This window comes from Metabacillus sp. FJAT-52054, from assembly GCF_037201815.1.
GTDB lineage: Bacteria > Bacillota > Bacilli > Bacillales > Bacillaceae > Metabacillus_B > Metabacillus_B sediminis.
Map to the genome: position 1 here is coordinate 2,275,094 of NZ_CP147407.1, position 26,701 is coordinate 2,301,794.

The 26,701-nt window shown below is 43.8% G+C and carries 30 protein-coding genes; 6 read left to right on the plus strand and 24 right to left on the minus strand.

The features are described from left to right. Window positions 1-253: 253 nt before the first annotated feature. The gene (locus WCV65_RS11925) at window positions 254-754 is read right to left on the minus strand and encodes a PTS glucose transporter subunit IIA (protein WP_338776721.1); all 501 of its coding nucleotides are present in this window, start codon (window positions 752-754) and stop codon (window positions 254-256) included. 200 nt (window positions 755-954) lie between these two features. Here WCV65_RS11925 and WCV65_RS11930 point away from each other — a divergent pair, with 200 nt between their 5' ends. Further along, window positions 955-1,395 (plus strand): Hsp20/alpha crystallin family protein, encoded by a 441-nt coding sequence (locus WCV65_RS11930; protein WP_338776723.1) that lies wholly within the window; start codon window positions 955-957, stop codon window positions 1,393-1,395. Window positions 1,396-1,468: 73 nt separating this feature from the next. After that, on the plus strand, window positions 1,469-1,621 hold the full coding sequence (locus WCV65_RS11935) for a hypothetical protein (RefSeq protein ID WP_338776725.1): 153 nt from the start codon (window positions 1,469-1,471) through the stop codon (window positions 1,619-1,621). A gap of 186 nt (window positions 1,622-1,807) precedes the next feature. Here the strand turns inward: WCV65_RS11935 and WCV65_RS11940 are convergent, their stop codons facing one another. Continuing rightward, window positions 1,808-2,263 carry a YppG family protein gene (locus WCV65_RS11940; RefSeq protein WP_338776727.1) on the minus strand — a complete coding sequence of 152 codons (456 nt, stop codon included), beginning with the start codon at window positions 2,261-2,263 and terminating at the stop codon, window positions 1,808-1,810. Between the two features lie 169 nt (window positions 2,264-2,432). Here WCV65_RS11940 and WCV65_RS11945 point away from each other — a divergent pair, with 169 nt between their 5' ends. Then, window positions 2,433-2,591 carry a hypothetical protein gene (locus tag WCV65_RS11945; protein ID WP_338776729.1) on the plus strand — a complete coding sequence of 53 codons (159 nt, stop codon included), beginning with the start codon at window positions 2,433-2,435 and terminating at the stop codon, window positions 2,589-2,591. Between the two features lie 282 nt (window positions 2,592-2,873). Here the strand turns inward: WCV65_RS11945 and WCV65_RS11950 are convergent, their stop codons facing one another. The 3 genes from WCV65_RS11950 to WCV65_RS11960 all read right to left on the minus strand — a co-directional run bounded on the left by WCV65_RS11950 (window position 2,874) and on the right by WCV65_RS11960 (window position 4,874). Beyond that, the gene (locus WCV65_RS11950; RefSeq protein ID WP_338776731.1) at window positions 2,874-3,236 is read right to left on the minus strand and encodes a DUF1798 family protein; all 363 of its coding nucleotides are present in this window, start codon (window positions 3,234-3,236) and stop codon (window positions 2,874-2,876) included. A gap of 37 nt (window positions 3,237-3,273) precedes the next feature. Next, window positions 3,274-3,528, minus strand: a complete 255-nt coding sequence (locus WCV65_RS11955; RefSeq protein ID WP_035408738.1) for a hypothetical protein — start codon at window positions 3,526-3,528, stop codon at window positions 3,274-3,276. Window positions 3,529-3,836: 308 nt separating this feature from the next. Next, window positions 3,837-4,874, minus strand: coding sequence for a DUF2515 family protein (locus WCV65_RS11960; protein WP_231889894.1), 1,038 nt, complete (start codon window positions 4,872-4,874; stop codon window positions 3,837-3,839). Between the two features lie 79 nt (window positions 4,875-4,953). Between WCV65_RS11960 and recU the strand changes: the two genes are divergently transcribed. Next, window positions 4,954-5,556: a Holliday junction resolvase RecU gene (gene recU / locus WCV65_RS11965; protein WP_338776736.1), complete on the plus strand. Its 603-nt coding sequence runs from the start codon at window positions 4,954-4,956 to the stop codon at window positions 5,554-5,556. A gap of 53 nt (window positions 5,557-5,609) precedes the next feature. Beyond that, entirely contained in the window at window positions 5,610-8,231 is a 2,622-nt protein-coding gene (locus WCV65_RS11970; RefSeq protein ID WP_338776739.1) for a PBP1A family penicillin-binding protein, read from the plus strand. Window positions 8,232-8,258: 27 nt separating this feature from the next. On the opposite strand, the gene WCV65_RS11975 is transcribed toward WCV65_RS11970, so the two are convergent. The 18 genes from WCV65_RS11975 to WCV65_RS12060 all read right to left on the minus strand — a co-directional run bounded on the left by WCV65_RS11975 (window position 8,259) and on the right by WCV65_RS12060 (window position 24,789). Beyond that, on the minus strand, window positions 8,259-8,789 hold the full coding sequence (locus WCV65_RS11975; protein WP_338776741.1) for a YpoC family protein: 531 nt from the start codon (window positions 8,787-8,789) through the stop codon (window positions 8,259-8,261). Next, window positions 8,779-9,444: an endonuclease III gene (nth, locus tag WCV65_RS11980; RefSeq protein ID WP_338776742.1), complete on the minus strand. Its 666-nt coding sequence runs from the start codon at window positions 9,442-9,444 to the stop codon at window positions 8,779-8,781. The genes WCV65_RS11975 and nth overlap by 11 nt, the downstream gene beginning before the upstream one ends. Before the next feature lie 38 nt (window positions 9,445-9,482). Further along, window positions 9,483-10,184, minus strand: a complete 702-nt coding sequence (locus WCV65_RS11985) for a DnaD domain-containing protein (RefSeq protein WP_338776744.1) — start codon at window positions 10,182-10,184, stop codon at window positions 9,483-9,485. Between the two features lie 202 nt (window positions 10,185-10,386). Continuing rightward, window positions 10,387-11,679 (minus strand): asparagine--tRNA ligase, encoded by a 1,293-nt coding sequence (gene asnS / locus WCV65_RS11990; RefSeq protein ID WP_338776746.1) that lies wholly within the window; start codon window positions 11,677-11,679, stop codon window positions 10,387-10,389. Between the two features lie 123 nt (window positions 11,680-11,802). Next, window positions 11,803-12,987, minus strand: coding sequence for a pyridoxal phosphate-dependent aminotransferase (locus tag WCV65_RS11995; protein ID WP_338776749.1), 1,185 nt, complete (start codon window positions 12,985-12,987; stop codon window positions 11,803-11,805). Window positions 12,988-13,001: 14 nt separating this feature from the next. Next, window positions 13,002-13,523, minus strand: a complete 522-nt coding sequence (locus WCV65_RS12000; RefSeq protein ID WP_338776751.1) for a PepSY domain-containing protein — start codon at window positions 13,521-13,523, stop codon at window positions 13,002-13,004. 12 nt (window positions 13,524-13,535) lie between these two features. Further along, a complete protein-coding gene (locus WCV65_RS12005) occupies window positions 13,536-13,706 on the minus strand; it encodes a YpmA family protein (RefSeq protein ID WP_066098909.1) in 171 nt (56 codons plus the stop codon). A gap of 203 nt (window positions 13,707-13,909) precedes the next feature. Then, window positions 13,910-16,705, minus strand: a complete 2,796-nt coding sequence (gene dinG, locus WCV65_RS12010; protein ID WP_338776757.1) for an ATP-dependent DNA helicase DinG — start codon at window positions 16,703-16,705, stop codon at window positions 13,910-13,912. A gap of 129 nt (window positions 16,706-16,834) precedes the next feature. Beyond that, on the minus strand, window positions 16,835-17,221 hold the full coding sequence (panD, locus tag WCV65_RS12015; protein ID WP_035408721.1) for an aspartate 1-decarboxylase: 387 nt from the start codon (window positions 17,219-17,221) through the stop codon (window positions 16,835-16,837). A 24-nt stretch (window positions 17,222-17,245) separates the two neighbouring features. Continuing rightward, window positions 17,246-18,106: a pantoate--beta-alanine ligase gene (panC, locus tag WCV65_RS12020; protein ID WP_338776759.1), complete on the minus strand. Its 861-nt coding sequence runs from the start codon at window positions 18,104-18,106 to the stop codon at window positions 17,246-17,248. Continuing rightward, the gene (gene panB / locus WCV65_RS12025) at window positions 18,103-18,942 is read right to left on the minus strand and encodes a 3-methyl-2-oxobutanoate hydroxymethyltransferase (RefSeq protein WP_035408714.1); all 840 of its coding nucleotides are present in this window, start codon (window positions 18,940-18,942) and stop codon (window positions 18,103-18,105) included. The genes panC and panB overlap by 4 nt, the downstream gene beginning before the upstream one ends. Window positions 18,943-19,238: 296 nt before the next feature. After that, entirely contained in the window at window positions 19,239-20,228 is a 990-nt protein-coding gene (locus WCV65_RS12030) for a biotin--[acetyl-CoA-carboxylase] ligase (protein ID WP_338776761.1), read from the minus strand. Further along, window positions 20,204-21,409 carry a CCA tRNA nucleotidyltransferase gene (locus WCV65_RS12035; protein WP_338776763.1) on the minus strand — a complete coding sequence of 402 codons (1,206 nt, stop codon included), beginning with the start codon at window positions 21,407-21,409 and terminating at the stop codon, window positions 20,204-20,206. Before WCV65_RS12035 ends, WCV65_RS12030 begins: the two co-directional genes overlap by 25 nt. A 4-nt stretch (window positions 21,410-21,413) precedes the next feature. Next, complete coding sequence (gene bshA, locus WCV65_RS12040; protein ID WP_338776765.1) at window positions 21,414-22,550, minus strand: N-acetyl-alpha-D-glucosaminyl L-malate synthase BshA; 1,137 nt, start codon at window positions 22,548-22,550, stop codon at window positions 21,414-21,416. Further along, the gene (bshB1, locus tag WCV65_RS12045) at window positions 22,547-23,227 is read right to left on the minus strand and encodes a bacillithiol biosynthesis deacetylase BshB1 (protein WP_338776767.1); all 681 of its coding nucleotides are present in this window, start codon (window positions 23,225-23,227) and stop codon (window positions 22,547-22,549) included. Before bshB1 ends, bshA begins: the two co-directional genes overlap by 4 nt. After that, on the minus strand, window positions 23,217-23,639 hold the full coding sequence (mgsA, locus tag WCV65_RS12050) for a methylglyoxal synthase (RefSeq protein ID WP_338776769.1): 423 nt from the start codon (window positions 23,637-23,639) through the stop codon (window positions 23,217-23,219). Before mgsA ends, bshB1 begins: the two co-directional genes overlap by 11 nt. 13 nt (window positions 23,640-23,652) lie before the next feature. Next, complete coding sequence (dapB, locus tag WCV65_RS12055) at window positions 23,653-24,453, minus strand: 4-hydroxy-tetrahydrodipicolinate reductase (RefSeq protein WP_338776770.1); 801 nt, start codon at window positions 24,451-24,453, stop codon at window positions 23,653-23,655. 3 nt (window positions 24,454-24,456) lie between these two features. Next, window positions 24,457-24,789: a nucleotide pyrophosphohydrolase gene (locus tag WCV65_RS12060; protein ID WP_338776771.1), complete on the minus strand. Its 333-nt coding sequence runs from the start codon at window positions 24,787-24,789 to the stop codon at window positions 24,457-24,459. Window positions 24,790-24,928: 139 nt separating this feature from the next. Between WCV65_RS12060 and WCV65_RS12065 the strand changes: the two genes are divergently transcribed. Continuing rightward, window positions 24,929-25,798 carry a YitT family protein gene (locus tag WCV65_RS12065; RefSeq protein ID WP_035408696.1) on the plus strand — a complete coding sequence of 290 codons (870 nt, stop codon included), beginning with the start codon at window positions 24,929-24,931 and terminating at the stop codon, window positions 25,796-25,798. Between the two features lie 90 nt (window positions 25,799-25,888). On the opposite strand, the gene ypjB is transcribed toward WCV65_RS12065, so the two are convergent. Continuing rightward, window positions 25,889-26,677, minus strand: coding sequence for a sporulation protein YpjB (gene ypjB, locus WCV65_RS12070; protein ID WP_035408694.1), 789 nt, complete (start codon window positions 26,675-26,677; stop codon window positions 25,889-25,891). Between the last annotated feature and the right edge of the window lie 24 nt (window positions 26,678-26,701).

The following is a 26,701-nucleotide window of genomic DNA, read 5'->3' on the forward strand; positions in this document are numbered from 1 at the left end:
GTATCGAATACACGTTCGTTTTCATACCCTTTTTTTCTTATAGCGCTTTTAAACCTGGCTGTTGATTGCAGCTAGCAGGTGATCGCTTATCCTTGGGCGGGCGGTGAGCCTCCTCCTCGCTTCGCGACTGCGGGTTCTCATCTGTCCAGCTGCTCTAAGCAGGAATCTCGCGCCTTCCACTCCAATCAACACCATGTTTTACCGAGCCTTACCTATAAAAAAAGGCCCCATTTCAGGGAGCCTCGGCTATATTTTATTTTGCTTTCACTTCGAAAATTTTTGTTTTGCCTAGATCGGTTTCTTGGGCATCAGCTTTTTCCACGGATTCCAGTATGTCGCCATTTGTTATGACAATCGGAGTGATGGTGCTTGATGCTTTTTCATTGATGAGTCCAAGATCGCATGAAATAAGAAGATCTCCAACAGAAACCTTGTCCCCTTCTTTCACATGTGCTTCAAAACCTTCTCCATTCATACTGACCGTTTCAAGTCCGATATGAATCAGGAGTTCCATCCCTGTTTCTGAGCGAAGACCAATCGCATGCTTTGTATGGAACAGCTGAATCACTTCACCATTTACAGGGGCAACTACTTTTCCTTCTGCTGGAATAATAGCAGCTCCATCACCCATCATTTTTTGAGAAAACACCGGATCCGGAACCTCTTCCAGAGGGACTAGCTTTCCTTGCATTGGAGCATAAACCGTTTCATCTCTTGAAATTTCTTCTTTTTTTCCAAAAAGTTTTTTGAACATTTTCAATTCCTCCTACCGGAATGGTCCTTATTAAACATACCCGGGAATTCTGCAAATAAACACATGAAGAGCACCGGACAGTCCGAAAAACGTGTATGTACAGGATTATTAAAGCATAAAGCGTTGCCGGATACAATCTATAACCTTTTTTCATTCTTTGCATATAGTAAGATAGCCCATTGAAAAGAGGTTTGAGATAAATGGATGATAAAAACAACAAAAATCAGACGCCGGAATTACTTGGTTTTGACCTGGATCTTTCCAAGGCTGTAGACCATTTTTTTCATTCTTCGCCTGTAAAGCATTTTTTAAGACAGTTTGAAGAAGTTCTCCTTCAAAACGCATCCTTTCCTTATATGGATATGCAGGCATTCCAAACGGAAAATGAAGTGATTGTCGAAGCAAGTCTGCCGCCTGTTTCCATGAATGATATCGATATTGAAGTAAACGGCCGCACATTGACCCTTGAAATTGATCATAAAGTTCAGCACTCTGCTTCCAGTGAGAAAGCCTATTATTCACACTCAACCACATATAGCCATTTTTCAAGATCGGTTTATCTGCCAGCTGAAGCGGATGACAGTCAGATGATTACTGCCTTGCATGAAGGAAAGCTGATGATTCGTATGCCCAAAAAATGACGCGTCCCCCGCGTCTTTTTTTTTGCATGGAGGGAAAGGATCCGCAAATACTATGTCAAGGAGGCGAATTTATATGACAAATTATAATAAGAACATGCCGGATTTTAAACAGCTGAACGATCGGTTAATAGCCGAACCTTCCCCCTCCCCTTCCATTGGAGCCGTGATTGGAAATGAGAAGCCCTCTGAACAGATGGAAACAGTCAAGGGTAAGCCAGGCCGATGAAAAAGCCATCCATGCTAAAGAGTTATTCAGACACAGATGCTGAAAAAGTAAAAAGAGCTAACTCTAATTCAGGCTTGTCTTATAAAGAAGTCCTGAATAAATTAGCACGTGAAATGGAATATAAGAAGCATTAATCATTAGTTCCGGCTTTCCAAAATTCAGCTGGGAAAGCCGGATTGCCATTTCCTATTTGAAAAAACCTGTCACTCCCTTGAATAAGGAACTCATCTGGTTAACGGCACTCATCATTTGCCCGGCAGTATCCATCATTTTATTGTAATCATATTGTCCATTCGATTTTTTGAATTGAGACATAACGTTTTGCATACCTGAGGCCTGCGGCTGCTTTGGAAAGGGTCCTTGCTTCGGATATGGATAAGGGTATGGAGATTGAGGCTGAAAGGCTGTATTCGGAGTGTATTGGGCAAGATTCTGCATATACGGAAGCCCGGGCTGGACTGGCTGGTATTGATATAGCTGCTGCTGATAACAAGGATTTGCCTGCTGATAGGCTTCGTATGGATATGCATGCTGCTGATAGACCGGCATCTGGCTTCCCCAGGATGCTTCTCTGCTTGAGCGTCTCCTTCTGATTCTTGGATTCGGCGCTTCACTGCCTTCTGTATCATATGGATAAAACATAAATGACTTCCCTCCTAGTCTTGTTCCCGCATGTCAATTCAATTGATGAAAGACGGACGGATTGGGCTAATAACCAGTTTATTCAAATTCATCGTAAAGGTTCTTGGGAAGATCATTACTCATAACACAGAAGGGAAATCCGCATACTACTCAGGAAGGAGGAGATGAAATGGGCAGAGGACAGCATTTTAACCATAAGCAAAAAGGACATGAAACCGAACAGCCGGAATACGGACAAAACGTTCCCCCGAAACAGGATGAGAGCAAAGGATACGCCATAGAGCCAGTAGCCAGTGAAGGCGACCGTCCAGTTGAGATAAAAGAGTGAAGTTCTAGTTTAAAGGTAAGTTGAGCGTTCTAAGAAGCCCAGCTTAGAATAATTTAGAGGCCCGGAAGTGCAGATTGAGCATTTCCGGGTTTTGTTTTCCTTTCCTGATTGTGAGCGGGTTTTAAATTTTGCCTAAACGAGTCCATTTTCAAAACCCGAAAGCTGCTTTCTGGACAGCCCCTTCATGGACGCTGCTGTTTAGTCTGTACTCCCATACGACCCTGCACTCCCCTCATGCGTTTTTTGGACTGAAATGCAAAAAGCCGGCATCAGGCCAGCTTTTTAAGGTTTGGATTTTTCAAGCCACTCAATGACGGAGTTGACGACATAATCAACGGATTCCTTTGTGTTTTTATAACGGAGGGATTTTGCTTTCGGATCAAAGGATTGGAGAATTTGCTGCTGGATAATCTCTACAGTAGACTCCAGCTGAGATGGATGGATGTGTTTAGGCCGATCGGTTTTATACCGTTCAGCAAGGAGATCCTTCCAATCGTTCGCAATATTAGATCCTTCCTCAAATACAGGCTTTATGTGTGCGTAAAAATCATAAGCTGTTTCACTTTCTTTTCCTGCTAAAAATCTTGCAAGGGATTCTTCATTTATTTGTTTTAGCTTATAGGATAATTCTAATTCGATATTCAAACAGGTTCACCTCTTTAAATATCATAGCAGAACGTGATTATGAATGAAACGATGTATTCAGAACAAAGGAGCCCTCTATCGGCCATTTCCTCTCAGCCGAAGCAAGACGTGCTGTATATTCGATATTATCCATTAAATCCGCCACGTTATTTGCTTTGGCAATCACAGCTTGCTCTTTGCTTAGACTCTCCGTCCGGATCGATGATCCCATCTTTTCTTCCAGCCTTGCCATATCCTCTTCAATGTCTTTAAGAAGATCCTCAATTTCTTTGCGGTCAATTAATTTCCCCATGTCCGATCACTCCTTTCATGCTTATTAAAATTCGATCTTTTCCTGCGCCTCCCTTCCCAGCTGACAAAACTAGAAGCGTTTCGTCAAACAAAGAAGCAAGTTTCCTCCATTCACTTCTATTCGACATTCGTAATCGCGACAAAGAGAATGAAAATCACCCAAAGGTAAACAATACATGCTAGGAGGTGCAAACATGACAAAAAACAAGCCGAATTTTGATCAGAAGAAAGAACAGGGTAAACGTGAAACCGGGGACAAAAAACTGGATGGACCGAACCGTCCATCTGTATAACCGCAGCAGACAGGGATTACTTCCCTGTCTTTTTTTGGACCTCCCAGAACTCCTTAAGCGATGAAATCAGCTTCATTTGATTCCGTTTTTTCCTGTGCCAATCCGTCAGTTCACTTCGCCCTCTGATAACCGGGGCAGAGTAATATTTGTTCAAATTTTGACCATGAAACCAATTTCGCTTTGAAGCGTCTATATGATGGGGTATAGCAGGGAATGCCATTCTTAAAATTGGCGTTTGCCGTATTCTTTTATCAGGGAAATACTTCTCATAATCAAACCTTGATCCTGTATGAGGAACACTGGAGGCAAATAAGAGAAAGTCATCCTTCCATCTGCTTTGAAAAAGAAGCCATGCGAGCTTTTTGCCCAGTTCAATCCTAGAGGCTTTTCTTTTAAAGTTATAAACGGAATAACCGAATAACTCCCCTTTTAACGTAGGAAAAAGAACGGTTGAAAAATGGAACACATCCTGAAAGCGGTATACGAATGATGTAAAGACTTCTCTTCTAAATACCGGATGGTGGATAACCGGGCGGTGGATCAGGTGCTGTTCATTGATAATAAGCGAGGTTAAAATTCTCTCTATATCCTGACTCTCCCAAAACATTTGCCATTCCCTGATCATAAACGGCGAAACAGAAAAAGCTTTCAGAAGAGGAAAAAGCGGGCAGTCCATTATTTTTGAGTATTCATAGATCAGAAGCTGAGGAAATGCATCAGAGAAGATCAGCCAATTTGCATCCTCATAGGTCAAAAAAAGCTCTCTTCTTAATCTTTCATCAAGGGCAGCCACATAACAGGATGAGTGCAAATCGGTCATATTATAGCCTGCGTTTCTTGATACCATGCTTGCCAGAAGGGACCATTGAATTTCAGGATTTCTTAAGTAGTAATGAAAATACGCATTCGTTCTGGAGATATTGTCGTAATTAGCGCGCTTGAGCCGCCTCTTAATCTCAGCCGTTAATAAACTTGCCTGATGCTGATCGATTTTTTCAAAATCCATGCCGTCACCCCGGTTCCTATCGTTCCCTTTTCCCAGCCTTGCAATCATGGGAAATATCTCATTTTTTTATGCGAGGGATCAATTTTCTGATATGATAGGATATAGTCTTTGCCATGGGAGGGGAAATATGACTTATCGGTATCCTAACGGTAAAATATATTCACCGGTGGAAAAAGAGAAGGATCCTGCAAAAAAACGGAGCAATCCACTTTATAGCAACAGGGGGATGACCCTTGAGGAAGATTTAAATGAAACAAACGAGTTTTATCTGCATAGGGGAATAGCCGTTGTCCACAAAAAGCCCACGCCTGTTCAGATTGTGAATGTGGATTACCCCCGCAGAAGCGCAGCTGTCATAAAGGAGGCTTATTTTAAACAATCCTCTACTACGGATTACAATGGGATCTACAAAGGACGATACCTGGATTTTGAAGCGAAAGAGACGAAAAACCCGTCCTCCTTCCCGCTCCAGAATTTTCACGAGCATCAAATTACCCATATGAAGCAGGTTCTGGCACAAGACGGCATTTGCTTCGTGATTTTATCAGCCTTCGGGAAAATCTTTCTGCTTCCAGCCAGCCATTTAATCGGATTTTGGGAACGCAAAGAAAATGGCGGCCGCAAATCCATTACAAAAGCTGAGATTGAGGAACATGCCATCTTAATACCACTAGGCTTCAGCCCTAGAATTCATTACATTAACGTTTTAGATGCTCTTTATTTTAATTAGTTTAGTACATGGTTAAAATACAATCATGTTTTGCAGCGAAAGGTAGAGATCAAATGTCAGATAATTATCAAAGTCGTGAAGAACGAAGAAGGGCCTCAAAACCCGCCAAACAGCAAAAAAATCCTAAAAACCGTAAAAACGGGCCTTTGTGGAAAAAAATAGTCCTTGGATTATTAGCAGCATGTGTTGTTTTAATGATCGCAGGAGGCGTTGCCTTCGGTGTAATTGTTGCAAAATCCCCTTCCTTGGACGAGAAAAAATTGAAATCCATTTATACTTCTCAAGTATTTGATAAAAACAACAAAAAAATATTCGAAATCGGCGGAGAAGAAAAGCGGACATACGTCGCTTATAAAGATATTCCAAAGAATGTGGAAAACGCTTTTCTTGCAACGGAGGACGCCCGATTTTACGAGCATAGCGGGGTCGACTTTATCAGGCTCGGCGGAGCAGTTCTTGCCAACTTCAAAGAAGGCTTCGGAGCGGAAGGCGGAAGTACGATCAGCCAGCAGGTTATCAAAAATTACTTGCTTACAAACGAAAAATCCGTAGAGCGTAAAGTACAGGAAGTATGGCTCGCATTCCAGCTTGAACGGAAATTCTCAAAGCAGGAAATCATGGAGTTATATTTAAACAAGCTTTATTACACCGGCAACACATATGGAATTGGCAAAGCAGCAGAAAACTTCTACGGTAAAGACGTAAAAGATTTAACATTAGCTGAATCAGCCATGCTTGCAGGGATGGTTAAGGCCCCAAATAACTACAATCCGCGTGTTGAACCGGAGCGTGCTGCAGAGCGGAGAAATACGGTCCTCTCCCTGATGGCAAAACACGGGTTTATCACTCAGGAAGAAGCAGATCAGGCAAAGAAAGCTGATGTAACAGCTGGTATTGCCGCTCCTAAGGAAGACAAAAATCCGTACAAAGCATTTGTTGATAAAATTACGGATGAAATTAAAGATAAAACCGATGTTGAGGTAAGTTCATCCGGTTTAAAAATTTATACAAGCATTGATACAAAAGCACAGGAATATGTAAATGCCTTGATGCAGGGCGATGAAATCAATGTGCCCGAAAGCGAAAAATTTGAGACTGGATTGACGATGCTTGATACACAGACTGGGGAGATTCAGGCTTTAGGCGGCAAGGGCTCTCAAAGTGATTTTAATTACGCAACGCAATCCCGCAGACAGCCGGGTTCGACCATTAAACCGGTTCTGGATTACGGTCCTGCCGTGGAGTATTTGAAATGGTCAACGTATAAGCAGCTCATTGATGAAAAGTATGAATATGAAAATGGACAGCCGTTTAAAAATTATAACGATCAATATCACGGTAAAGTATCCATTCGTGAAGCACTGAAAGAATCTTATAACGTTCCAGCATTAAAAGCGCTGCAAGAGGTTGGACTGGATAAAGCAAAGGAATTTGCAGTAGGTCTGGGTATGCCTGAAAAACAGAATTATACAGAAGCATATGCACTTGGCGGATTTGACCGAGGAGTATCCAGTTTACAAATGGCTGGTGCTTACAGTGCGTTCGGAAACAGCGGAATTTATATTGAACCGCACGTTGTTCAATCCGTTGAATTTCAGGATGGAACCAAAATGGATTTAGCTCCGGAACCTAAAGCAGCAATGAGTGACGCAACAGCGTTTATCATTACAGATATGCTTCGTTCTGTCGTAAACAGCGGTACTGGAGAGGCTGCTGATGTACCGGGACTGGATATCGCAGGGAAAACTGGAACAACGAATGAAACGAAAGATTCATGGTTCGTAGGATATACCCCTTCTACTACTATTTCAGTCTGGACGGGGAAAAATGAAACGATGTCTGACACAGAAAAAGCTTTTGCTAAAAAAGTTTTTAAATCAGTCATGTCCGAAGTCGGTTCTGACGATGATTCGAAATTTAAAAAACCGGCTAGCGTGTCTGAAGTAGAGGTATTAAATAATGGATCAGAACCTGCAATAAAAGCAGGACCATATACACCAGAAAGCCAAAAAACAACGGAGTATTTTGTTAAAGGGACAGAGCCTTCAGAGAGCTCCTCTGAGTATCAGGAACCTGAACCTGAGGAAGAGCCAGAACAGCCTCAAGGTGTCTCTAAACCAGAGGTTTCCGTTAATTTTGATCAGGCAGCCAATGCCATTTCCCTAACATGGGGATATGATTCTGCGGAAAAAACAAATGTAACGTTTGAGGTGACTCAGTCACAGGACGGAGGCCCTTCACAGGTGATCACGAGCACGAAAGATTCGTCTTTTACTGTTCCTAATCCGCAGCCTGGATCAACCTATCAGTTCCAGGTTACAGCGATTAGAGACAACGATAATACACGAAGCGAGCCTGGTGCGGCATCTGTGACCATTCCGGCAGCGGAAGAACCGGCCCCTGATCAAGACGGCCAAACACCAGCTGAGCCCCCTGCGGATGGCGAACAGCCGCCAGGACAGGAACCGCCTCCTGGTCAGGAGCCTCCTCCAGGACAAGAACCGCCTCCGACAGAGCCGCCAACTGACGGCGGAAATGACGGAGGCACCGGCGGTCAGGATGGCCAGCAGCCCGGTCAGCCTGGCACCCCTCCTCCCGGACAGGGCGGCACCGGAGGCACCGGCGGAACCGGCGGCACTGGCGGAACCGGTGATGACGGCAACCCAAATAATTAAATAACAAAATACAGAAAAGCCGCTTGGTCATCCAAGCGGCTTTTCCTTATTAAATGTTGAAAGAAGCAGTTTCTTCTTGTGCATTTTTTCTAATTCTGCAAACATCTCTTTCAATTGAATAAATGAATGGAATTGAAGAGGATTTTCACGTATATATTGAAGTCTCTCTACTGAATTAACAGGTTTTATGCCCAAGTGAACGAGATCAGGCTTTAATGAGGAAACACTCTGGCCATTAATCCAGTGCAGACATGCTATAAAAGCACAATAGGAATATCCCATCAGAGCAGCATCTGCTCTTTTATTTTGCTGGAACCGCTCCTTCTGCTCCTCCCTTTTCCGCCCCCATTCAGCAAACAAGGAATCAATTGGTTCAGCATCCTGTTCCCACGGTTTCCATGTGATGGGTTCTTTCAACTCATATAGGAGATCAAACGCAAGAGGAAATTCCCTAATTGTTTCAAGCGGAGACCGGGCTAAATCCATATAAACGTCCGGGCCATTCATATAAGGAGAAAGCAAAAAGCCTTGAGGTATTGGATAAAGCTTATTTGGCATATTGTATAAGCCCCTTTTTCAACCGTTTCCCGCCTTCTCTGCACATATGCAGCAATGGGCATTCCGCGCACTTAGGGGCCTGTGCTTTGCAGTGATAACGGCCGAAGAAAATCATCCGATGGTGTGTATCAGACCACTCTTCTGCCGGTATTTTTTTCATAAGCGTCTTTTCTACTTCCAGAACAGAGTCCTTCCAGCGGCAGAATCCAAGTCTTTTAGAAACCCTCTCCACATGCGTATCAACCGCGATGGCAGGAACACCAAATGCAACAGATACAACGACATTAGCTGTTTTTCTGCCTACTCCAGGGAGCTTGATCAATTCATCTCTAACTTTGGGAACTTCTCCATTATACTGCTCGAGCAGAATTGAACATAAATTACGGATATTTTTGGCTTTATTCCGATACAATCCAATCGAACGGATATCTTCTTGAAGCTCTTCTAAGGACACAGCCAGATAGTCTTCAGGCGTTTTATATTTTTGAAAAAGGCTTTTGGTTACTTTATTTACGAGAACATCTGTACATTGTGCAGAAAGAGCAACAGCGATCACCAGTTCAAAAGGATTGGCGTGAACCAATTCACAATGAGCATCAGGAAACAGCTCCCCCATCGTATCAAGTGCTTCTCTCATTTGAATATTTGTAAGCATGGCAGAACCTCTTTTCAGCATGTCACATTGATTGTGCTTTAATTTTCAAGCCAGTTATAGAAAGGAACCTTCCGCTGATAAGGCTCGTCTGTCTGCTGTTCAGACTTTCTGCCTTTCCCCTGGCCCTGACGGAACTGTCTGGAATGGTCTTTAGCCTGTTGAATTGTTTTGATACCATTTCGCTTCCATTCAAACAGGATTCTGTCGATGTAACGGAAATTAAGCTTGCCTGAGATCACAGACTCCCTCAAGGCAGCTTTTATAATGTCATGATCATGGTGATCCTGGTCCATCCAAATACCGAGCGTTTCACACTCAAATGGTGATAGTGGCCGGCCGAATTCCTGTTCAAAAACGGAATAAAGACTTTCTTCCGTTTTTTCAGGCTCACATTGCTCAATTTTAGCTTCTGTAAGGAAACGGTACAGTTTATCCCAAAGCGGCTCAAGAGAGTACTTTTCAAATCGGACCGACTGAATGTCTTCGTCCTCTATTTTTAAAAATCCTCTTTGAATGAGGCTTCTTAGCATCATGGAGCAATCCGGAGATGAGGCAGACATTCTGGCAGCCAGTTCATCCGGTGTTGGAAAAAGCTTGCCTTGCTGGATAAACAGCTGTACCTGAAAGATGAGCATCATTTCAGGTTCTGAGAGCCCAAGCTTTGGATAATTTAAAAATAAAATGCCGGGAATCGATAAAGATCCCTCCATTTGAATGGATATGAACTGTTCTTTTTTCATCATATCCCCCCTTTTGATGATGATTAAAACAAACTGAGTACAGGGAACAGAATAAACAGGTATTCCATCACCTGTCCTTTTGTCTGTGCCTCAATAAAATTCCCGCTTTACCTTCTTTCTCAAGCGGCATTCTTAAACAAGGCAATGGTAAAAATGGCTGAAAAAAGTCTCCAATACTGGAGACTCTTGTTTACAGCATCAATTATGGATACAAGCGGTTCAACAGTCTTGGGAACGGAATGGACTCGCGAACATGCTCCACGCCGCTGATCCAGGCTACTGTCCGTTCTAAACCTAGTCCGAAGCCAGAGTGCGGAACGGAGCCGTACTTACGAAGTTCAAGATACCATTTATAGGCGTCGCTTTCCAGCCCATGTTCTTCCAGGCGCTGCTGAAGAAGAGCCTGGTCATGGATTCTTTCAGATCCGCCGATAATTTCTCCGTACCCTTCCGGTGCAATCAAATCTGCACAAAGAACGACGTCTTCACGGTCTTTTGAAGGTTGCATATAAAACGGTTTAAGAGACGTCGGATAATGAGTGATAAACACAGGTTTGTCAAAGCTTTCGGCGATTGCTGTTTCGTGAGGCGCACCGAAATCATCTCCCCATTGAATATCCTCAAATCCTTTTTCATGCAGCATTTTCAAAGCATCATCATACGTAATTCTTGGGAATGGCGCTTTAATATGCTCGAGTTTTGAAATATCTCTTCCCAATGTCGTCAATTCCAGGCTGCAATTTTCCAATACACTTTGTACGATAAATGATACGTAATTTTCCTGGACAACCAGGTTATCTTCAAATTTGTAGAAAGCCATTTCCGGTTCAATCATCCAAAATTCGATTAAATGACGGCGTGTTTTGGATTTTTCAGCACGGAATGTCGGACCAAACGAAAAGACTTTGCCAAGTGCCATCGCTGCTGCTTCCATGTACAGCTGACCGCTTTGGGAAAGGTAAGCATCCTCATCAAAATATTTCGTATGAAAAAGTTCTGAAGTCCCTTCCGGTGCACTTCCTGTCAGAATTGGAGGATCAACTTTTGCAAATCCCTCTTTATTGAAAAATTCATAGGTTGCACGGATAATTTCATTTCTTATTTTCATTACGCTATGCTGGCGCTTGGATCTAAGCCATAAATGACGGTGATCCATCAGGAATTCTGTTCCATGCTCTTTTGGTGTAATTGGATAATCCGTTGCTTCATGGATGATCTCTACATTGATAACACCCATTTCATATCCGAAAGGAGAACGCTCGTCCTCTCTGATGATGCCTGTTACATATACGGACGTTTCCTGTGTAACTGATTTGGCTTTCTGAAAGACCTCTTCTGGCACTTCAGCTTTAACTACGACGCCCTGCATGAAGCCTGTTCCGTCTCTCAGCTGCAAAAAGGCAATCTTCCCGCTTGAACGTTTATTCGCGATCCAAGCTCCAATTGTAACTTCTTTACCTGTGTATTTGTGTACTTGTGAAATAGTTGTTTTCAATTCAGTATTCCCTCCACGGACGTCTTGTCCGAATATGTATGTGTTCTATTATACTAACCTCACTTACAGCAGGTCAATAAGGGCAGTTCATCATAAAGGGGCGGTATGTTCACCGCCCTTCTTTTATGCTTTATTTTTCTCTGTGTACCGCTTGATTCTGGCAATGGCTTCAGTCAGGAGATCCTGGGAAGTCGCATACGATAATCTGACGTGCTCCGGGGATCCGAATCCCGATCCTGGGACAAGCGCTACCTTTTCTTCTTCAAGGAGTGCTTCAACAAATGCATCTACTGAATCATGGCCTGTAATTTTTGCAGCCTCGCTTGCGTTAGCAAATAGGTAGAAAGCGCCCTGTGGCTTAATGCATGTAAAGCCGGGAATCTGAATGAGCTGTTCATACGTCTCATTCAATCTGCTTTCAAAGGCTTTTCTCATTTCTTCCACGGGCTCCTGCGAGCCTCTGTACGCTTCGATTGCTCCATACTGAGCCATGGACGCAGGATTGGATGTGCTGTGGCTTGCCAGGTTCGTCATAGCACTGATAATGTTTTTAGGACCAGCTGCATACCCGATTCTCCAGCCTGTCATTGAGTGGGATTTCGATACACCGTTAATGATAATCGTACGTTCTTTTAATGCTTGCGAAATCTGCGCTATGGAAACATGGCTTGCGTCCCCGTAAATCAGCTTCTCATAAATTTCATCCGAAACAATCAGGAGGCCATGTTTTTCGCATGCTTCACCAATTGCTTTAAGCTCGGCTTCCGTATAAATCATTCCTGTTGGATTACTCGGAGAATTGATAATCACGGCTTTCGTTCGGCTGTTTGCTGCCCGGCCGATCTGCTCAGGGGTTATTTTGAACTGATTTTCTTCTGTTCCTTCAATAATGACAGGCACCCCGCCTGCAAGCTTTACCTGTTCAGGGTAGCTTACCCAATATGGAGAAGGGACAATTACTTCATCCCCATCATTTAAAATGACTTGAAACAAAGTGTATAGAGCATGCTTTGCACCCGTGCAAACAATGATCTCCGCTGGTGCATAATCCAGGTTTTGATCTTTTTTAAACTTTTCGATAATAGCGTCCTTTAGTTCTTTCAGCCCGCCGGACGGTGTATATTTAGTGAATCCCTCTTCCATAGAAGAGACTGCTGCCTTAATAATAGCTGACGGAGTATTGAAATCCGGTTCTCCGGCTCCAAGTCCGATCACATCATGTCCTGCAGCTTTAAGTTCTTTTGCTTTTGCAGTTATTGCCAATGTGGTTGAAGGTGTTAATGAAGCCGCTCTTTTCGCTAATTCCATTCTTTAAGTCCCTCCTATTTAATTGCAATGTGCAACATCTTGCCTGTTTTAAAATCAATATAATCATATGTATACCTGTCATAGCTGTCGATATATTTCACTTCCCAGACAGGGATTTGTTTGCCATCCCTTTGGAGAATGCCCATTTTTGTGCGAAACATTTTTTTTGGTGAGTTCTCTTTTTTTGCTATTTTTTCTGCTTCTTTCATGGAGATCCCTTCTGATAAAACCGCCATGACCGGCTTTTCACCCAGCTTATTTGAATGAATAAGCGCGACAGCATCTTTTTCTTTTGAATCTTTCCCATGAACCGCATAATAGGAAACCGGTTTTCCATCTGAACCAGTATTGGGTCCATTAAATGTGGTTACTTTCGTTACGGAGGTAAGACTTCCTTGATTAAGGACTGCCTGTTTAGCGGTATCGTGCCCTTTTTTAAGATCATTCACACCTGCCTGAATAGAAGAAAACACAAACCAGCCTGCAGCGATTCCAGCCAAAGCCGCAATCAATAATATTAGCCATTTTTTACTCATAAGCAGGCTCCATTAAGTCCGGTATATCGTGAATACGGCTTGGGTTTTATCTTCTTCGGCAAGTGCCAGTCCAAACATGAGATTTTCCCGTTTAAGCGTCCTGTTTAAAGAATCCACGATTTTGTAAAGATCATCTGAGTGTTCTACTTTAACTGTCGAGAGAATTTCAATTTTACTTTCCATAACAAATTCCTCCTGCGCGCCACAAATATTGTAACTAATATGTATCCGATGCAAGGACACAATAACAATACAACAGCGTAGATTGTTGTACATGTTCCCATTATAACAATAACCGTTCCATCAAGTGAAAATAATTTCTCCCAAACCCACACCTTTATTGACTGGCGACCCGGTTCTTTTTTGAACCCATCCCAGTCCTTTTTTTAATTCAGCCAATCTGCAGCAAGATGGGAAAGCTCTGCCATTGGTTTATAATGAACTTCAAGATCAGGAATTGCACTCAGAAAGTATTTCCCGTAGCGGGAAGAGACAATCCGGCGGTCCAGCACTATTAATAGGCCTTTGTCATCCCGGGTGCGAATCAGCCTGCCGAAGCCCTGTTTGTATTTGATAATGGCCTCAGGCAAAGAGTAATCGTAAAAAGCGTTTTTTCCTTCACTCTCCAGTTTCCTCGCCTTGGCTGAAACTACCGGCTGATCTGGCGGATCAAAAGGCAGTCTGACCATTATAATGGCTTTTAGCTCCTCACCTGGAAAATCAATTCCTTCCCAGAAGCTATTCGTTCCAAGCAAGATCCCCTTATCAGCCTGTCTGAACGATTTAATCAGTTTAACCTTGCTGCCTGCACCGACTCCCTGTCCTAAAATGGTGTAGCCGGTCATTTCCTCAACTGATTTTAAATGGCTGTATGTATTTTTCAGCATGTCATATGAAGTAAATAAAACAAGTATTTTCCCATTAACACCGGGTGCAAATGCTGAAATGGCAGAAGCTACAGCATTTGTATAATTCTCTTGTGAAACATCTCTAATACCGGGAATATCTGACGGGACCAGCAGCTTTGCCTGTTTTCTGTAATTGAACGAGGAAGGAAGCATCAGCTGTTTCGGATAAAAATCCTCCAAACCCATCTGCCTGATCGCATGCTTGAAGGAGCCATTGACTGACAATGTGCCGGATACAAGAATGATCGAACGTTTCTTTTCAAAAAGAGCATTGGCAAGCTGATCGGATAGATCAACAGGCCTGCTGCACAGAATGGCTGCATTTTTTGCTCCCTTTGCTTCTGCCTCAATCCAAAAGGCTGCATCATTGCTGCCGTTTGAAAAAAGATGGCTTATGGCTTCGCTTGCATATTTAAACCGTTCCGCAAAGGAGAAGTATTCATTCATCTTAGCTTGAGTTTTAAGCGGAAGACTTGCCGATTTTAAAAGCTGCTGCTGCTTTTTCATAATGGACAGCAAATCGTGCATGTAAAATCTGATTCGGTCTGCAAGCTCTTCGATGGACAGCCAGTATGGATTTTGATCTGTGTCCTCTGCAATGGAAAAGGAAATTCTGTTGCCTGAGCTGTTTTTCTTTTTTAGCACATACGCATGAAGGTTTGTAAAAAAGTCATTCAGCTCATCCGCGAACTCCTTCAAGAGAACATCCATTTCCAGGCAATAATCATACCCGATTTCACTTTCTTGCTCAAACCAGTCAGCTACAGAGGCCAGCAGATCACGGGAATATAAATGGCCGATACGCTGCAGCCATGAGTGCATCGTTACATATTCAAGCCTGAATCCCCATTGATCACCCGCAATCCGCTCGAGATGATGGGCTTCATCAATCAGCAGTTCTTCAAATTCAGGAAGCTGTTTCCTTTCGGCTGCGGCATCATTCAAAAGAAGGGCATGGTTGACGATGATGACTGTGCTATGCTCAGCCTTTTTCCTGGCAAGATGGTAAAAAGAACGTTCCCGGTAAGGATTTTTAGGGTGGCTGGACAAGTTATCGTGATGAATCCTCATCCACAAGTGCTTTCCGCCTGATGGGAGATTCAATTCATCCGCATCTCCGGTCTGTGTTTGGAGCAGCCAGATTAATATCTGGGCTTTAGCGAGATTAGAGTCATAATTATCATCAGTCTCCATTAGAGAAAGTTCAAATTTGTGCGGACATAGGTAATGGGATTCACCTTTCAAAATGGCTGCAGAAACAGGACGGCCAAGAATCCTGCACGCAAGTTTGACGTCCCGGTCGATAAGCTGATTTTGCAAGGTGTTCGTATGCGTGCTATAAACAATCCTCGTTCCATTTTCTAACGCATACTTCATAGCCGGCACGAGGAGGCCAAGTGATTTACCGCTCCCTGCAGGTGCTTCCGCAACCATATGCTCGCAATTGGAGAGTGCTTCGTAAATCCCGGTCATCAGGATTTGCTGCTGAGGTCTCTCTTCATAAGAAGACAGTTCGGTTTGCATGCAGTGCAAAAGCTCAGGGAAATCAGGAATCTCACTTTTTTGCAGACTCTCCTTGGTATAAGCCTTCGTGAAAACATCGGAAAATGCGAGCGTGCCGTACAATTCAACTTCCTGACTTCCCTCCTGGTAAGGAGAGTCCTCCCCCTCCTCAATCAAATCATCGAGAATTTCATGCAAATCACTGATAAACACATCGGAAAGCTTTCTTAAGCTTTTTAAAGTCGTGACGGGCAGGGTCTTTAATTTTTGTAAAATGATTTCAAAAATACGGGCGGTAACTTCAGCATCGCTGTCTGCCTGATGCGGACGGTCATGCTGAATGTCGAGTTCTCTGCAAAGCTCTGATAATTTGTAGCTTTCGAATGAAGGAAAAACCATTCTCGATAGCTCAACCGTATCCATTAGCCCGCCGATAAACCGGGGATACCCTGCCTGCTGAAGCTCTGCCTGTACGAATGACAAATCGAAATGTACATTATGGGCAACAAAAAAAGCCCCATCAAGCATTCGGTATACCCTCTCTGAAATCTCAGAAAACACGGGGGCGTCTTCCACCATTTCATCATTTATGCCAGTTAACGATTCTATAAAGGCAGGGATGGGCTGAAGCGGATTTACATAACTCATAAAGCGGTCTGTAATTTCTCCGTTTTCATAAACCACTGCTGCAAATTGTATAATTTTCTCTCCTTTTTTAGGAGAGTTTCCTGTTGTTTCAACATCTAAAACGACGTAACGCCGATGCTCCATTATTGACACCTCAATCAGCTTGCATTCCAGTACATTGTATCATTAACCGCACGAAAACGCTCAAGTACAAGGCGAAAGAAAAAAGGCCGGCTTAACACCGGCCGGCCTGATGCACAAGCATAATTTCATTTACATGCGAATGGTGGATGCAGGCTCTGTTCCCAGCATTTCAACGATGCGGTTATTCTCATCCATAATGGCTACTTTAGGCGTATGCATAGGAATATTTTCTTCCGCAATCATCGCATAGGAGATAATAATAACGACATCCCCTTCCTGAACAAGCCTTGCTGCTGCTCCATTCAGGCAAACGACTCCGGTATCTCTCGGACCCGGGATGATATATGTTTCAAAGCGGGCTCCATTATTATTATTTACAATTTGCACTTTTTCATTAGCGGTCATTCCAACCGCATCCAGCAGATCTTCATCAATCGTAATGCTTCCCACGTAATTCAGGTTGGCTTCTGTAACACGGGCACGATGTATTTTGGCATTCATCATGGTGCGGAACATATAATAATCTCCTCCGAATGGTTATTATTTTTCACTGCGGGTCCAAATCAGGTTATCAATTAGTCTTGCCCCGGAAAACTTAACAGCTGCTGCCGCTATCATTTCCCTGCTTTGATCTGTAGCCGGAATCAGCTCTGGATATTGCAGGACTTCGATGTAGTCGATTTCTGCACCCTTTATATCTTGTAAAGAGGCTGAAATGTATGCTCTGATTTTCTCCGCACTTGGATGATCCTTCTCGGAGAATAAGCGGCCGGCCTGCAGGCTTTTATAAATTTTGGGTGCTTCCAATCGCTCCTCTGCCGTCAGGAAAACATTTCTGGAACTCTTTGCAAGTCCGTCTTCTTCCCTTACCGTTTCAACCGGGATGATTTCCAGCGGAAAGAAAAATTCATCGACAAGGCCTTTAATAACAGCCACCTGCTGGGCATCTTTTTTTCCAAAATATGCTTTGTCAGGCTGCATGATGTGAAATAGCTTCGTTAATACCGTTACAACCCCATCAAAATGTCCGGGTCTTGACCTGCCGCAAAGTACGTCCGTCCTGGCTGCAGCTTTCATTGTAACAAATGGTGCAGGTCCGTACATTTCTGCAGGATCCGGGGCAAACACAAGATCGGCTCCGGCCATACGGGCCAATTCCAAATCTCTATCCAGATCTCTTGGATACGATTCAAAATCTTCATTCGGTCCGAATTGTGTTGGATTAACAAATATGCTGACAGCCACCTTGGCATTATCCGCTCTGGCTGTTTTAATCAGTTCAAGATGTCCTTCATGCAAAAATCCCATCGTTGGCACAAAGCCAAGTGGTGAACCGCCGGCCTCTGCTTTCCAGGCTGAAATGATTTCTTTTGCTTCTTTCACTTTAGTTTTGACAATCATTTTGAAACGCCTCCGTAAAGACCATCGAGTACATCCTCATTCATAGTAAATGTGTGCTCCTCTGAAGGGAATGTGCGGCCCTTTACATCCGATACATATTGAGTGACTGCCTGCTGCATTTCTTCATCAGCGCGTCCATACTGTTTTACAAACTTCGGAACGCGCTCCACACCGTATCCTGTTACATCGTGATAAACGAGTACTTGACCGGCAGTTTCAGCTCCCGCTCCAATTCCGATGACCGGAATGGAAAGCTCCTGCTGGATGAGCGCGGCAAGCTGGCGCGGCACACATTCAAGCACGAGCGCGATGGCCCCTGCCTGCTGGCATTGCAAGGCATCTTCTAGTAATTTTGCTGCCGCTTCCGCCGTTTTGCCTTGAACTTTATATCCTCCCAGGACACCTACTGATTGGGGGGTCAGGCCTAGATGGGCTACAACAGGTATTCCGCCTTTTGTTAAAGCCTGAATTAAACCGGCCACTTCATCTGCCCCTTCAAGTTTAACAGCATCACTGCCAGCTTTCTGCATGAGTGCTGCGGCATTACGAAGGGTATCTTCTTTTGATATATGGTAGCTCATAAAAGGCATATCCGTTACGACAAAGGTGTCAGGAGCACCCCTTTTAACAGCTTTTGTATGATGAATCATGTCTTCCATCGTAACAGGAATGGTTGAATCGTACCCAAGCACGACCATTCCAAGCGAGTCACCGACAAGGATCATATCCGCTCCTGCTTTTTCCGCTTGTTTAGCAGAAGGATAATCATAGGCGGTAATCATAGCAATTGCTTCGCCCGTTTCTTTCATTTTTTGAAAATCTGCTCTGCTTTTCATCATTTCCCTCCTCTTTTTTCCCCGTATCTGCAGGAATCCACTCCCTGCTGAAGGGGTTTTACCTATAGAGGAACAAAGGGATCCAAAACATAAAAATTCCTTCTTCTATACATGAGAAGAAGGAATGGACAATAACAAATTCGCTGGATCATTCCTCTGTCCCAGTCCTTCGGATCAAGGCAGACTAAATTATCGTAATCAAAATGGTTTGCTGCTTTTGCGGTGCAGTTCCCTGAAAACGGATACTACCCGAGTTAAGTATATCAAAACGCAATAATTTATCAATTTATTTCACTCTAGGATAATTCAATATCTGCAGAATATATTTTTTCAACCGTACCATCTGCGGTTTGAAGCAGGAGGACCCCTTCATCATTAATGCCAAGCGCCTTTCCATAAATGGTTCCCTGCAGAGTTCTTGCTTTTATCTCACGTCCCAGACTAACCGCATACGATTCCCAAAGCAGCTTGACCGGATGAAAGCCGGCAGACAGATAAGCTGTATAAAGCTGCTCAAGATTATACAGGATGGCTTGAATAAGCGAGGTTCTGGATATGTCATTCCCCGCTTCGAGTTTTAAAGAAGTAGCAATGGTTTTCAGCGCATCGGGAAAATCCCTTGCCTCCTGATTCACATTAATCCCCATTCCAATGATGACAGAATGAACAGAATCTGCTTCAGCCTGCAGCTCTGTTAGGATCCCTACAGCTTTCTTTCCATTGATTAAAATATCATTTGGCCATTTTATTGAAGGCAGAATTCCAGTTGTTTCTTCTATGGCCTGTACGATGGCTACAGCTGTTAAAAGTGTAAGCTGAGGGGTCTGGCTGAGCGGAATTTTAGGTTTTAGGATACAGCTCATCCAAATCCCTGTATTTACAGGGGAGTGCCATACCCTGGAAAGCCTGCCGCGTCCCTCTGTCTGCTCATCAGCAATGACGATGGTCCCCTCAGAAGCACCCTCACCCGCAAGCTGGTGTGCGATTTTCTGTGTAGAGGGGACCGATTTCTCGTAATGTACGGCTTGTCCCATAAATGAGGTGCTCAGTGAGGACTGTATTTCTGCTGCGCTCAATGCTTCCGGCTTTTTAATCAGACGGTATCCCATTCTTCTGACCGCTTCCACTTCATAGCCTTCTTTTCTCAGTGTTTCGATATGCTTCCAAACAGCTGTCCTGGAACATCCAAGTACTTCACTGATTTTTTGCCCTGAAACGAACTCTTGATCCGACTCGGCAAATGCCTCCAATAGCCTTAGCTTTACATTCCTTTTTGATTGCTCCAACGGAGAAACCACCTCTCAATCTCGTTTCTGGAGTTGTGAAGCCGTCCTTCAAGCACTTCCAGTTCAATTGCGTGCAGCGCATCTGCTACCCATGGTCCCGGCTCATTGCCTGCTATCTGCAAAAGCTCATTCCCATTTATATATAAATCCGCTCTGGAGTGGATCGGCAGCCGGCTGTAGTCAGCTGCCGCCTTTTCAGCACCTGTTTTCTGGATCCAATCATGCTGGGATTCACAGATTGCCTCAGTAAGACAGACTGTTTCTGCACCCGCTTCATACAGCATCAAATTTGTCCACTGGTTTTTCAGCCTCTTACGAAGAAATAAATAAACAGAATGGATCTTGTCCATTCTTTTAACAGGCATCTTCCATTGCTTTAGAAATTCTTTCGGCTGCTCCACCTCAAGGTCAAAAAGAAGGAGTGCCCACCTTTCCGGCAGTCCAAGTGCAGGTGGAAGCGTCCTGGCTATGAACGTTTCCCAGCCGTGAATTCCTTTCCCTAATCCTGGCATAAATTCAATTAACCCGCTGCTTTGAAGCAAATCTAAAGCGGCGGAAGCAGCCTTTCCTTTAAGGAGCTTATCAAACTCTATTAATTTCCGCTCGACTGAAATATGTTTCATCAAACTTGCCAGACGGTTGATTGCCTCCAGCGAATCCGGGGTGATGGCAAAGTCTAGCTGGCTTGAAAAGCGCAGTGCTCTTAGCATCCTGAGCGCATCTTCCGTATACCTGTCTTCAGGATTTCCAACCGTTTCTATTTTCTTATCCCGAATGGCATCCTTCCCGTTGAAATAATCATGAAGATTTCCGTCTTTATCCATAGCCATCGCATTCATCGTGAAATCTCTTCGTTTTAGATCCTCTTTTAGCGAAGTAACGAATTGAACTGTCTCCGGCCTGCGAAAATTCTCATAGTCTGATTCTGTACGAAATGTCGTAACTTCATAAGGCTCCCCTTCATGGAGCACAATAATGGTTCCATGGGCAGCCCCGACATCTGCCGTTTTAGAAAAAATCTCCTGCACTTTTCCCGGTGCTGCAGAAGTAGCGATATCCACATCATGAATGTCCCTGCCAAGCAAAAGGTCCCGTACTGAACCCCCTACAAAATAAGCCTCATACCCTTCTTTTTCAAGTGCGTGAATAATCGGCAGCGCATCTAGAAATTCCTTTTTCATCGGTTCAATCCCCTTGAAGCAATCCGTAATAAATATCCTCATATTGCTCCACAATCTGCTCGGTTTTAAAATTTTCCCTTGCCGCTGTCATAGCCTGCTCTGAAAACCTGCTGTGCAAATCCTGGCTGCTTAGTAAGGCGACTGCTTTTTCTGCTGCCTTTTCAATGTCCCCAACCTCAACAATGAATCCATTCTCCCCATCGGAAATAACCTCCGGAATTCCCCCGATGTTCGTTCCGATACATGGAACCCCGCACGCCATCGCTTCTAAAAGAACCAATCCAAAGCTTTCTTTCTCAGACATAAGCAGTTTAATATCGCTGATTGAGTAAAGCTCATCCAAATTCTCCTGTTTTCCTAAAAACAGAACCTTTTCCCTCAAGCCCATTGAGTGGACCAGTTCACAGACACTTGACATTTCCGGTCCGTCTCCTACAAGCAGCAGCTTCGAAGAAACTTGATCTGCAATGAGGGCAAAGGTTTTAACTATATCTTTCACACGTTTAACCTGTCTGAAATTCGATACATGGATGATGACACGCTCATGATCTTTTATTTTGTAATCATTCTTTAAATGAGCAGCATCTTTTTTGTAATAAACCCTGTCATCAATAAAATTGTAAACGGTTTCGATATGCTGCTTGGGAGCAATCAGGTCATATGTTTGCTGGACGAGTGCGTTTGAAACAGCTGTTACCCGGTCAGATGCTTCAATCCCGAAACGGATCAGCTGGGCCATGGACGGGTCCGACCCAAGTACGGTAATGTCCGTGCCATGAAGAGTGGTTACAATTTTCAGATGATCGCCTGTCATCTGCTTTGCCAAAAAAGCACATATCGCGTGAGGGATTGCATAATGAACATGCAGGATATCCAGCTTTTCCCTTTCGGCAACCTCTGCCATTTTGCTTGAAAGAGCAAGATCATATGGAGGATTTTTAAAAACAGAATACTGATTGACTTCTACTCCGTGAAAGTAAATGTTGCTGTACACTTTATTCAATCTAAATGGAATGCTTGACGTTATGAAGTGTATCTCATGGCCTTTTTCAGCCAAAAGCTTCCCTAGTTCTGTTGCCACAACTCCTGAACCCCCGACAGATGGGTAACAGGTAATGCCGATTTTAAGTTTATTTTTCATTTATGTTCACCTGGCAATTCATTCAATTCGATTGGTTTCGGACTTTTAAAACCTTCCGCAAAGGCCAGTCCTGCAGCCTTTCCTGCAAGCTGCTCTCTTGTAAATGCGAGATCTATGTATGCATGATTCATGCAGCTGTGATAGGCTCTTAAACTTTCTTCTTTTCTGCTGATTGTGCCTGAAATATCGAGAATCATATCCGGTTTTTGGAAAGGAGCGGTAATATATTGATAAACATGGTGTACAGAATGAGCAGGCAAGCGGAAGCTGTCTTCGTATTTATGAATTCCCGCTGAATAAACTGCTTCTTTTACAAGGTTTGCGCAGCTTTCAAAATCTGGATGATCCGGATTATCCGCAGGGCAATATACTACCTCCGGCCTGTATTTTCTAATAACGGAAATGAGCCGGTCCAGGTAGGAGGCGGTAACAAACAATCCGCGGTCAGGGAGATCCAGAAAGATCCTCTTATTCACCCCGAGCACCTCGGATGCAGCAGTCGCTTCCTTCTTCCGTTCCGCCACAGTTCCTTCTGAGGAAAGCTCTGCTTCCGTTAAATCACAAATACCGGTTCTTATCTGTTTGTCAGCATATCTCGCAAGCGTTCCGCCCATCCCGTACTCAACATCTCCAGGATGAGTGCCAAATGCCAGAATATCTAATTTCTCAAGACTCATCTAACTCTCCTTCTCGCTGATGAATAACCTTTCTCCACGTCAGGTCTCCCCTATTCAGACCGTGAATTAAAATTTCTGCCGTTCCCATGTTGGTTGCGAGCGGGATGGCGTAAACGTCGCATAACCGGATAAGAGCGGAAACGTCCGGTTCATGCGGCTGTGCAGTTAAGGGATCCCGGAAGAAGATGACAATATCCATTTCATTTCTTGCAATCATCGCTCCGATTTCCTGATCCCCTCCCAGCGGGCCGGACTGGCATCTTGTAATGGATAGACCAGTCGCTTCCATGATGCGCAAGCCAGTCGTTCCGGTAGCAAACAGCTCATGTTCTTCTAAAATACTTTTATAGGCGGTAGAAAATTGAACGATATCATTCTTCTTTTTATCATGGGCAATCAGTGCAAGTTTCATCAGCTATCCCTCACTATTCAATGATATTTTCAAGACCGTAAACCAGTGTATCGAGCTTCATTACTTGTTCGCATGAGAGTTTGACGCCTGACATGAAAGATTTCCGGTCATATGAGTCATGCCTGATCTTCAATGTCTGGCCTTCTCCGCCAAATAAAACCTCTTGATGGGCAACAAGTCCCGGAAGCCGGACACTATGTATTCTGATACCGTTATATGAAGCACCTCTCGCGCCAGCAAGTGTCTCTTTTTCGTTCGGATGGCCCTGCTTTTTCTCTTCCCTTACCGCAGAAATCATCTCAGCTGTCTTGACTCCGGTACCGGATGGAGCATCGAGCTTCTGGTCATGATGCTGTTCGATGATTTCGATATCCGGGAAGTATTTAGCCGCCATTTGGGAAAATTTCATCATCAGCACTGCCCCTACGGCGAAATTCGGCGCAATAATGACACCGAGGCCTTTTGCTTCCGACAGTTCCTGCAATTCCTTTAAGTTATCCTCAGTAAATCCGGTTGTCCCCACTACAGGTCTGACACCCATTTCAAGGGCTGTTTTAGCATGAAGCATTCCGGTTTCCGGTGTTGTAAGATCAATCAGTACATCCGCTTTAGTTTCAAACAAACATTCTTTTAAATCGGTATAAATGGGAGCACTGCTTGAAAACCCTTCTGCAATTTCGTTCAGTTTTTCACCGCCGTTTTTACGGTCCAATACTCCCGCCAATTCAAAATGAGAAGTTTCTTCTGCTAAAATAACGGCTTCTCTTCCCATTCTTCCACGGGGTCCTGCTACAACAACTTTAATTGAATCCATTTTTTAAAGCTCCTCTTTCTTTGTCCAGCGGTCACGGTCGCGGACAGCAAATTTTTTCATAACTAAATCGTGTGCTTCGGCCAAATCGATTTGAAGGGAATTCGCCATGCACACCAGCACAAACAGTACATCTCCAAGCTCTTCTTCAATTGCTTTATCTGCCTCTGATGATTTTTTCGGCTTTTCTCCAAATCTGTGGTTGATTTCACGGGCAAGCTCCCCCAGTTCCTCCGTAAGCCTTGCAGTCATTGCGAGCGGACTGAAGTAGCCTTCTTTGAATTGTCCGATGTAGGTATCCACTTCCTTTTGTATGTCTTTCATTGTTTTTTCTTTCATGAGGACTCCCGCTTTCTTTATGTATTTATCTTCTTCCAATTATATCATCTTGAAATCAAATTCTGCCTGATTTGCCGTTTTGCCGCTGGTGAACTATAATATTATCGCCATCATAAGCGATTTTGGGAGCTGATATAATTTGAACGGATTGAACATTCGCAACATCCTTTTCATCCTGCTCGGATCTGCCATTTTTGCCTTTGGGCTAGTTCATTTTAACATGCAGAATGAATTGGCTGAAGGAGGATTTACAGGAATTACACTTCTTCTATACTTCATTTTTACGATTGATCCATCCATATCTAATTTAGTATTGAATATTCCTCTATTTTTCATAGGATGGAAACTCCTGGGAAGGGTTTCTTTTATTTATACAATGATCGGAACCGTGAGCTTATCCTTATTCCTCTGGATTTTTCAAAGGTATCAGTTTAATCTCCACCTTTCTGATGACCTTTTGCTTGTATCCCTGTTTGCCGGCGTATTTATCGGGGTCGGTCTGGGTATTATTTTCCGCTACGGCGGTACAACCGGCGGAGTCGATATCATTGCTCGCCTTGTCCAGAAATATAAAGGAATAAGCATGGGTAAAACCATGTTCCTTTTTGACGTATGCGTTATCGGAGTATCTCTTTTGACGTATTTGGATTTAAAAAGAGCCATGTATACGCTTGTTGCCGTCTTCGTGGGCGCCCGGGTCATCGACTTTATGCAGGACGGAGCATATGGTGCTAAAGGCGCGACCATCATTTCATCTAAAAATCAGCAAATTTCCAAAAGAATATTAGAAGAAATGGATCGAGGGGTCACCATTCTTAAAGGGCAGGGTTCTTACTCAGGGAATGCTATGGATGTATTATACTGTGTTGTGGACAAGAATGAAATTGCCCGGCTCAAGCTGGTTATCACTTCTGTCGATCCGCATGCCTTTGTAGCTGTAACGGATGTTCATGACGTACTCGGAGAAGGCTTTACACTCGACAGCGAAAAAAATCCGATCCAAAAGTAATCGTGTACGTAAGGGATCTTGGATTGGCCCTGGAGCCATGAATGAAGAAAAAAGGAAAGCAAGCCGGGCTCGGCTGCTTTCCTTTTTTGTTTACCTATCGCGCTCTCTTTCCACCTGCTTTTCCTTTTCCCCACGAAATTTTCTCCATCCTGCATACGTGAGAGTCAGAATGATCATTCCTCCAGTCGTAATAATCACCCAAATCAGGGAAGGATCGGCCTCGTCATCCTTAACTCGGTCGAACAGATTTTTAAATTCGGCTTCCATTGATGTAAGCTGACTAATCCTCTCTTCTTCCGTCCCGTTTTCCATTAACCCCTCTCCAACTGTCGATATCAGTGCCTCAACCTTTCTTACTTGCTTGGGAGGGACATCCACGGATACAGAAGGATAGATTGTTTCATATAAAGTAAGAAATTCATTCCAATCCTGTTCAAACGATGTCGATTCTCCAATTTCGGCATCCTTTTTTAAATGATTGAATGAGGTCATCATGCTCGTTTCCATTGAACTCCAGAGCGGCTCATTTTCTGTAAATGCCGCATCCACAACCATATGGAATTGGGTAACAGCCCTCATTTTAGATTCAGGATCTGCCTGCTGATCCTCAAGCTTTTCCAGTGCATTCCCATGAACGGCAGAAATCGTTCTTACTGTTTGTCCAGATACAGCCTGCCTTGCCTCCGGACTTTTTTCAAACTGTTTGGCAAAATATTTCAGCACTTGCAAAGATTCATCGGTCCTTCCCTGCTTAGCCAGCTGGAAGGCGCTGTAAGATGTCTCGGATAAGCTGTTCCATCTATCAGTCTCTTCTCCTTTTGCCTCAGTGCTTGAGAAAAGGAGAAGCAGGATCGTCAAGCATACTACCCATCTTTTCATGTTTGTCCCCCCCAAATCATCTAG

Bases quoted from the DNA above. Each gene is read 5' to 3' on its own strand.
- WCV65_RS11925 (WP_338776721.1), bottom strand. From the start codon at position 754: ATGTTCAAAAAACTTTTTGGAAAAAAAGAAGAAATTTCAAGAGATGAA.
- WCV65_RS11930 (WP_338776723.1), top strand. From the start codon at position 955: ATGGATGATAAAAACAACAAAAATCAGACGCCGGAATTACTTGGTTTT.
- WCV65_RS11935 (WP_338776725.1), top strand. From the start codon at position 1,469: ATGACAAATTATAATAAGAACATGCCGGATTTTAAACAGCTGAACGAT.
- WCV65_RS11940 (WP_338776727.1), bottom strand. From the start codon at position 2,263: ATGTTTTATCCATATGATACAGAAGGCAGTGAAGCGCCGAATCCAAGA.
- WCV65_RS11945 (WP_338776729.1), top strand. From the start codon at position 2,433: ATGGGCAGAGGACAGCATTTTAACCATAAGCAAAAAGGACATGAAACC.
- WCV65_RS11955 (WP_035408738.1), bottom strand. From the start codon at position 3,528: ATGGGGAAATTAATTGACCGCAAAGAAATTGAGGATCTTCTTAAAGAC.
- WCV65_RS11960 (WP_231889894.1), bottom strand. From the start codon at position 4,874: ATGATTGCAAGGCTGGGAAAAGGGAACGATAGGAACCGGGGTGACGGC.
- recU (WP_338776736.1), top strand. From the start codon at position 4,954: ATGACTTATCGGTATCCTAACGGTAAAATATATTCACCGGTGGAAAAA.
- WCV65_RS11970 (WP_338776739.1), top strand. From the start codon at position 5,610: ATGTCAGATAATTATCAAAGTCGTGAAGAACGAAGAAGGGCCTCAAAA.
- WCV65_RS11975 (WP_338776741.1), bottom strand. From the start codon at position 8,789: ATGCCAAATAAGCTTTATCCAATACCTCAAGGCTTTTTGCTTTCTCCT.
- nth (WP_338776742.1), bottom strand. From the start codon at position 9,444: ATGCTTACAAATATTCAAATGAGAGAAGCACTTGATACGATGGGGGAG.
- WCV65_RS11985 (WP_338776744.1), bottom strand. From the start codon at position 10,184: ATGAAAAAAGAACAGTTCATATCCATTCAAATGGAGGGATCTTTATCG.
- WCV65_RS11995 (WP_338776749.1), bottom strand. From the start codon at position 12,987: ATGGAATTAGCGAAAAGAGCGGCTTCATTAACACCTTCAACCACATTG.
- WCV65_RS12000 (WP_338776751.1), bottom strand. From the start codon at position 13,523: ATGAGTAAAAAATGGCTAATATTATTGATTGCGGCTTTGGCTGGAATC.
- WCV65_RS12005 (WP_066098909.1), bottom strand. From the start codon at position 13,706: ATGGAAAGTAAAATTGAAATTCTCTCGACAGTTAAAGTAGAACACTCA.
- dinG (WP_338776757.1), bottom strand. From the start codon at position 16,705: ATGGAGCATCGGCGTTACGTCGTTTTAGATGTTGAAACAACAGGAAAC.
- panD (WP_035408721.1), bottom strand. From the start codon at position 17,221: ATGTTCCGCACCATGATGAATGCCAAAATACATCGTGCCCGTGTTACA.
- panC (WP_338776759.1), bottom strand. From the start codon at position 18,106: ATGATTGTCAAAACTAAAGTGAAAGAAGCAAAAGAAATCATTTCAGCC.
- panB (WP_035408714.1), bottom strand. From the start codon at position 18,942: ATGAAAAGCAGAGCAGATTTTCAAAAAATGAAAGAAACGGGCGAAGCA.
- WCV65_RS12035 (WP_338776763.1), bottom strand. From the start codon at position 21,409: ATGAAAAAGGAATTTCTAGATGCGCTGCCGATTATTCACGCACTTGAA.
- bshA (WP_338776765.1), bottom strand. From the start codon at position 22,550: ATGAAAAATAAACTTAAAATCGGCATTACCTGTTACCCATCTGTCGGG.
- bshB1 (WP_338776767.1), bottom strand. From the start codon at position 23,227: ATGAGTCTTGAGAAATTAGATATTCTGGCATTTGGCACTCATCCTGGA.
- mgsA (WP_338776769.1), bottom strand. From the start codon at position 23,639: ATGAAACTTGCACTGATTGCCCATGATAAAAAGAAGAATGATATCGTT.
- dapB (WP_338776770.1), bottom strand. From the start codon at position 24,453: ATGGATTCAATTAAAGTTGTTGTAGCAGGACCCCGTGGAAGAATGGGA.
- WCV65_RS12060 (WP_338776771.1), bottom strand. From the start codon at position 24,789: ATGAAAGAAAAAACAATGAAAGACATACAAAAGGAAGTGGATACCTAC.
- ypjB (WP_035408694.1), bottom strand. From the start codon at position 26,677: ATGAAAAGATGGGTAGTATGCTTGACGATCCTGCTTCTCCTTTTCTCA.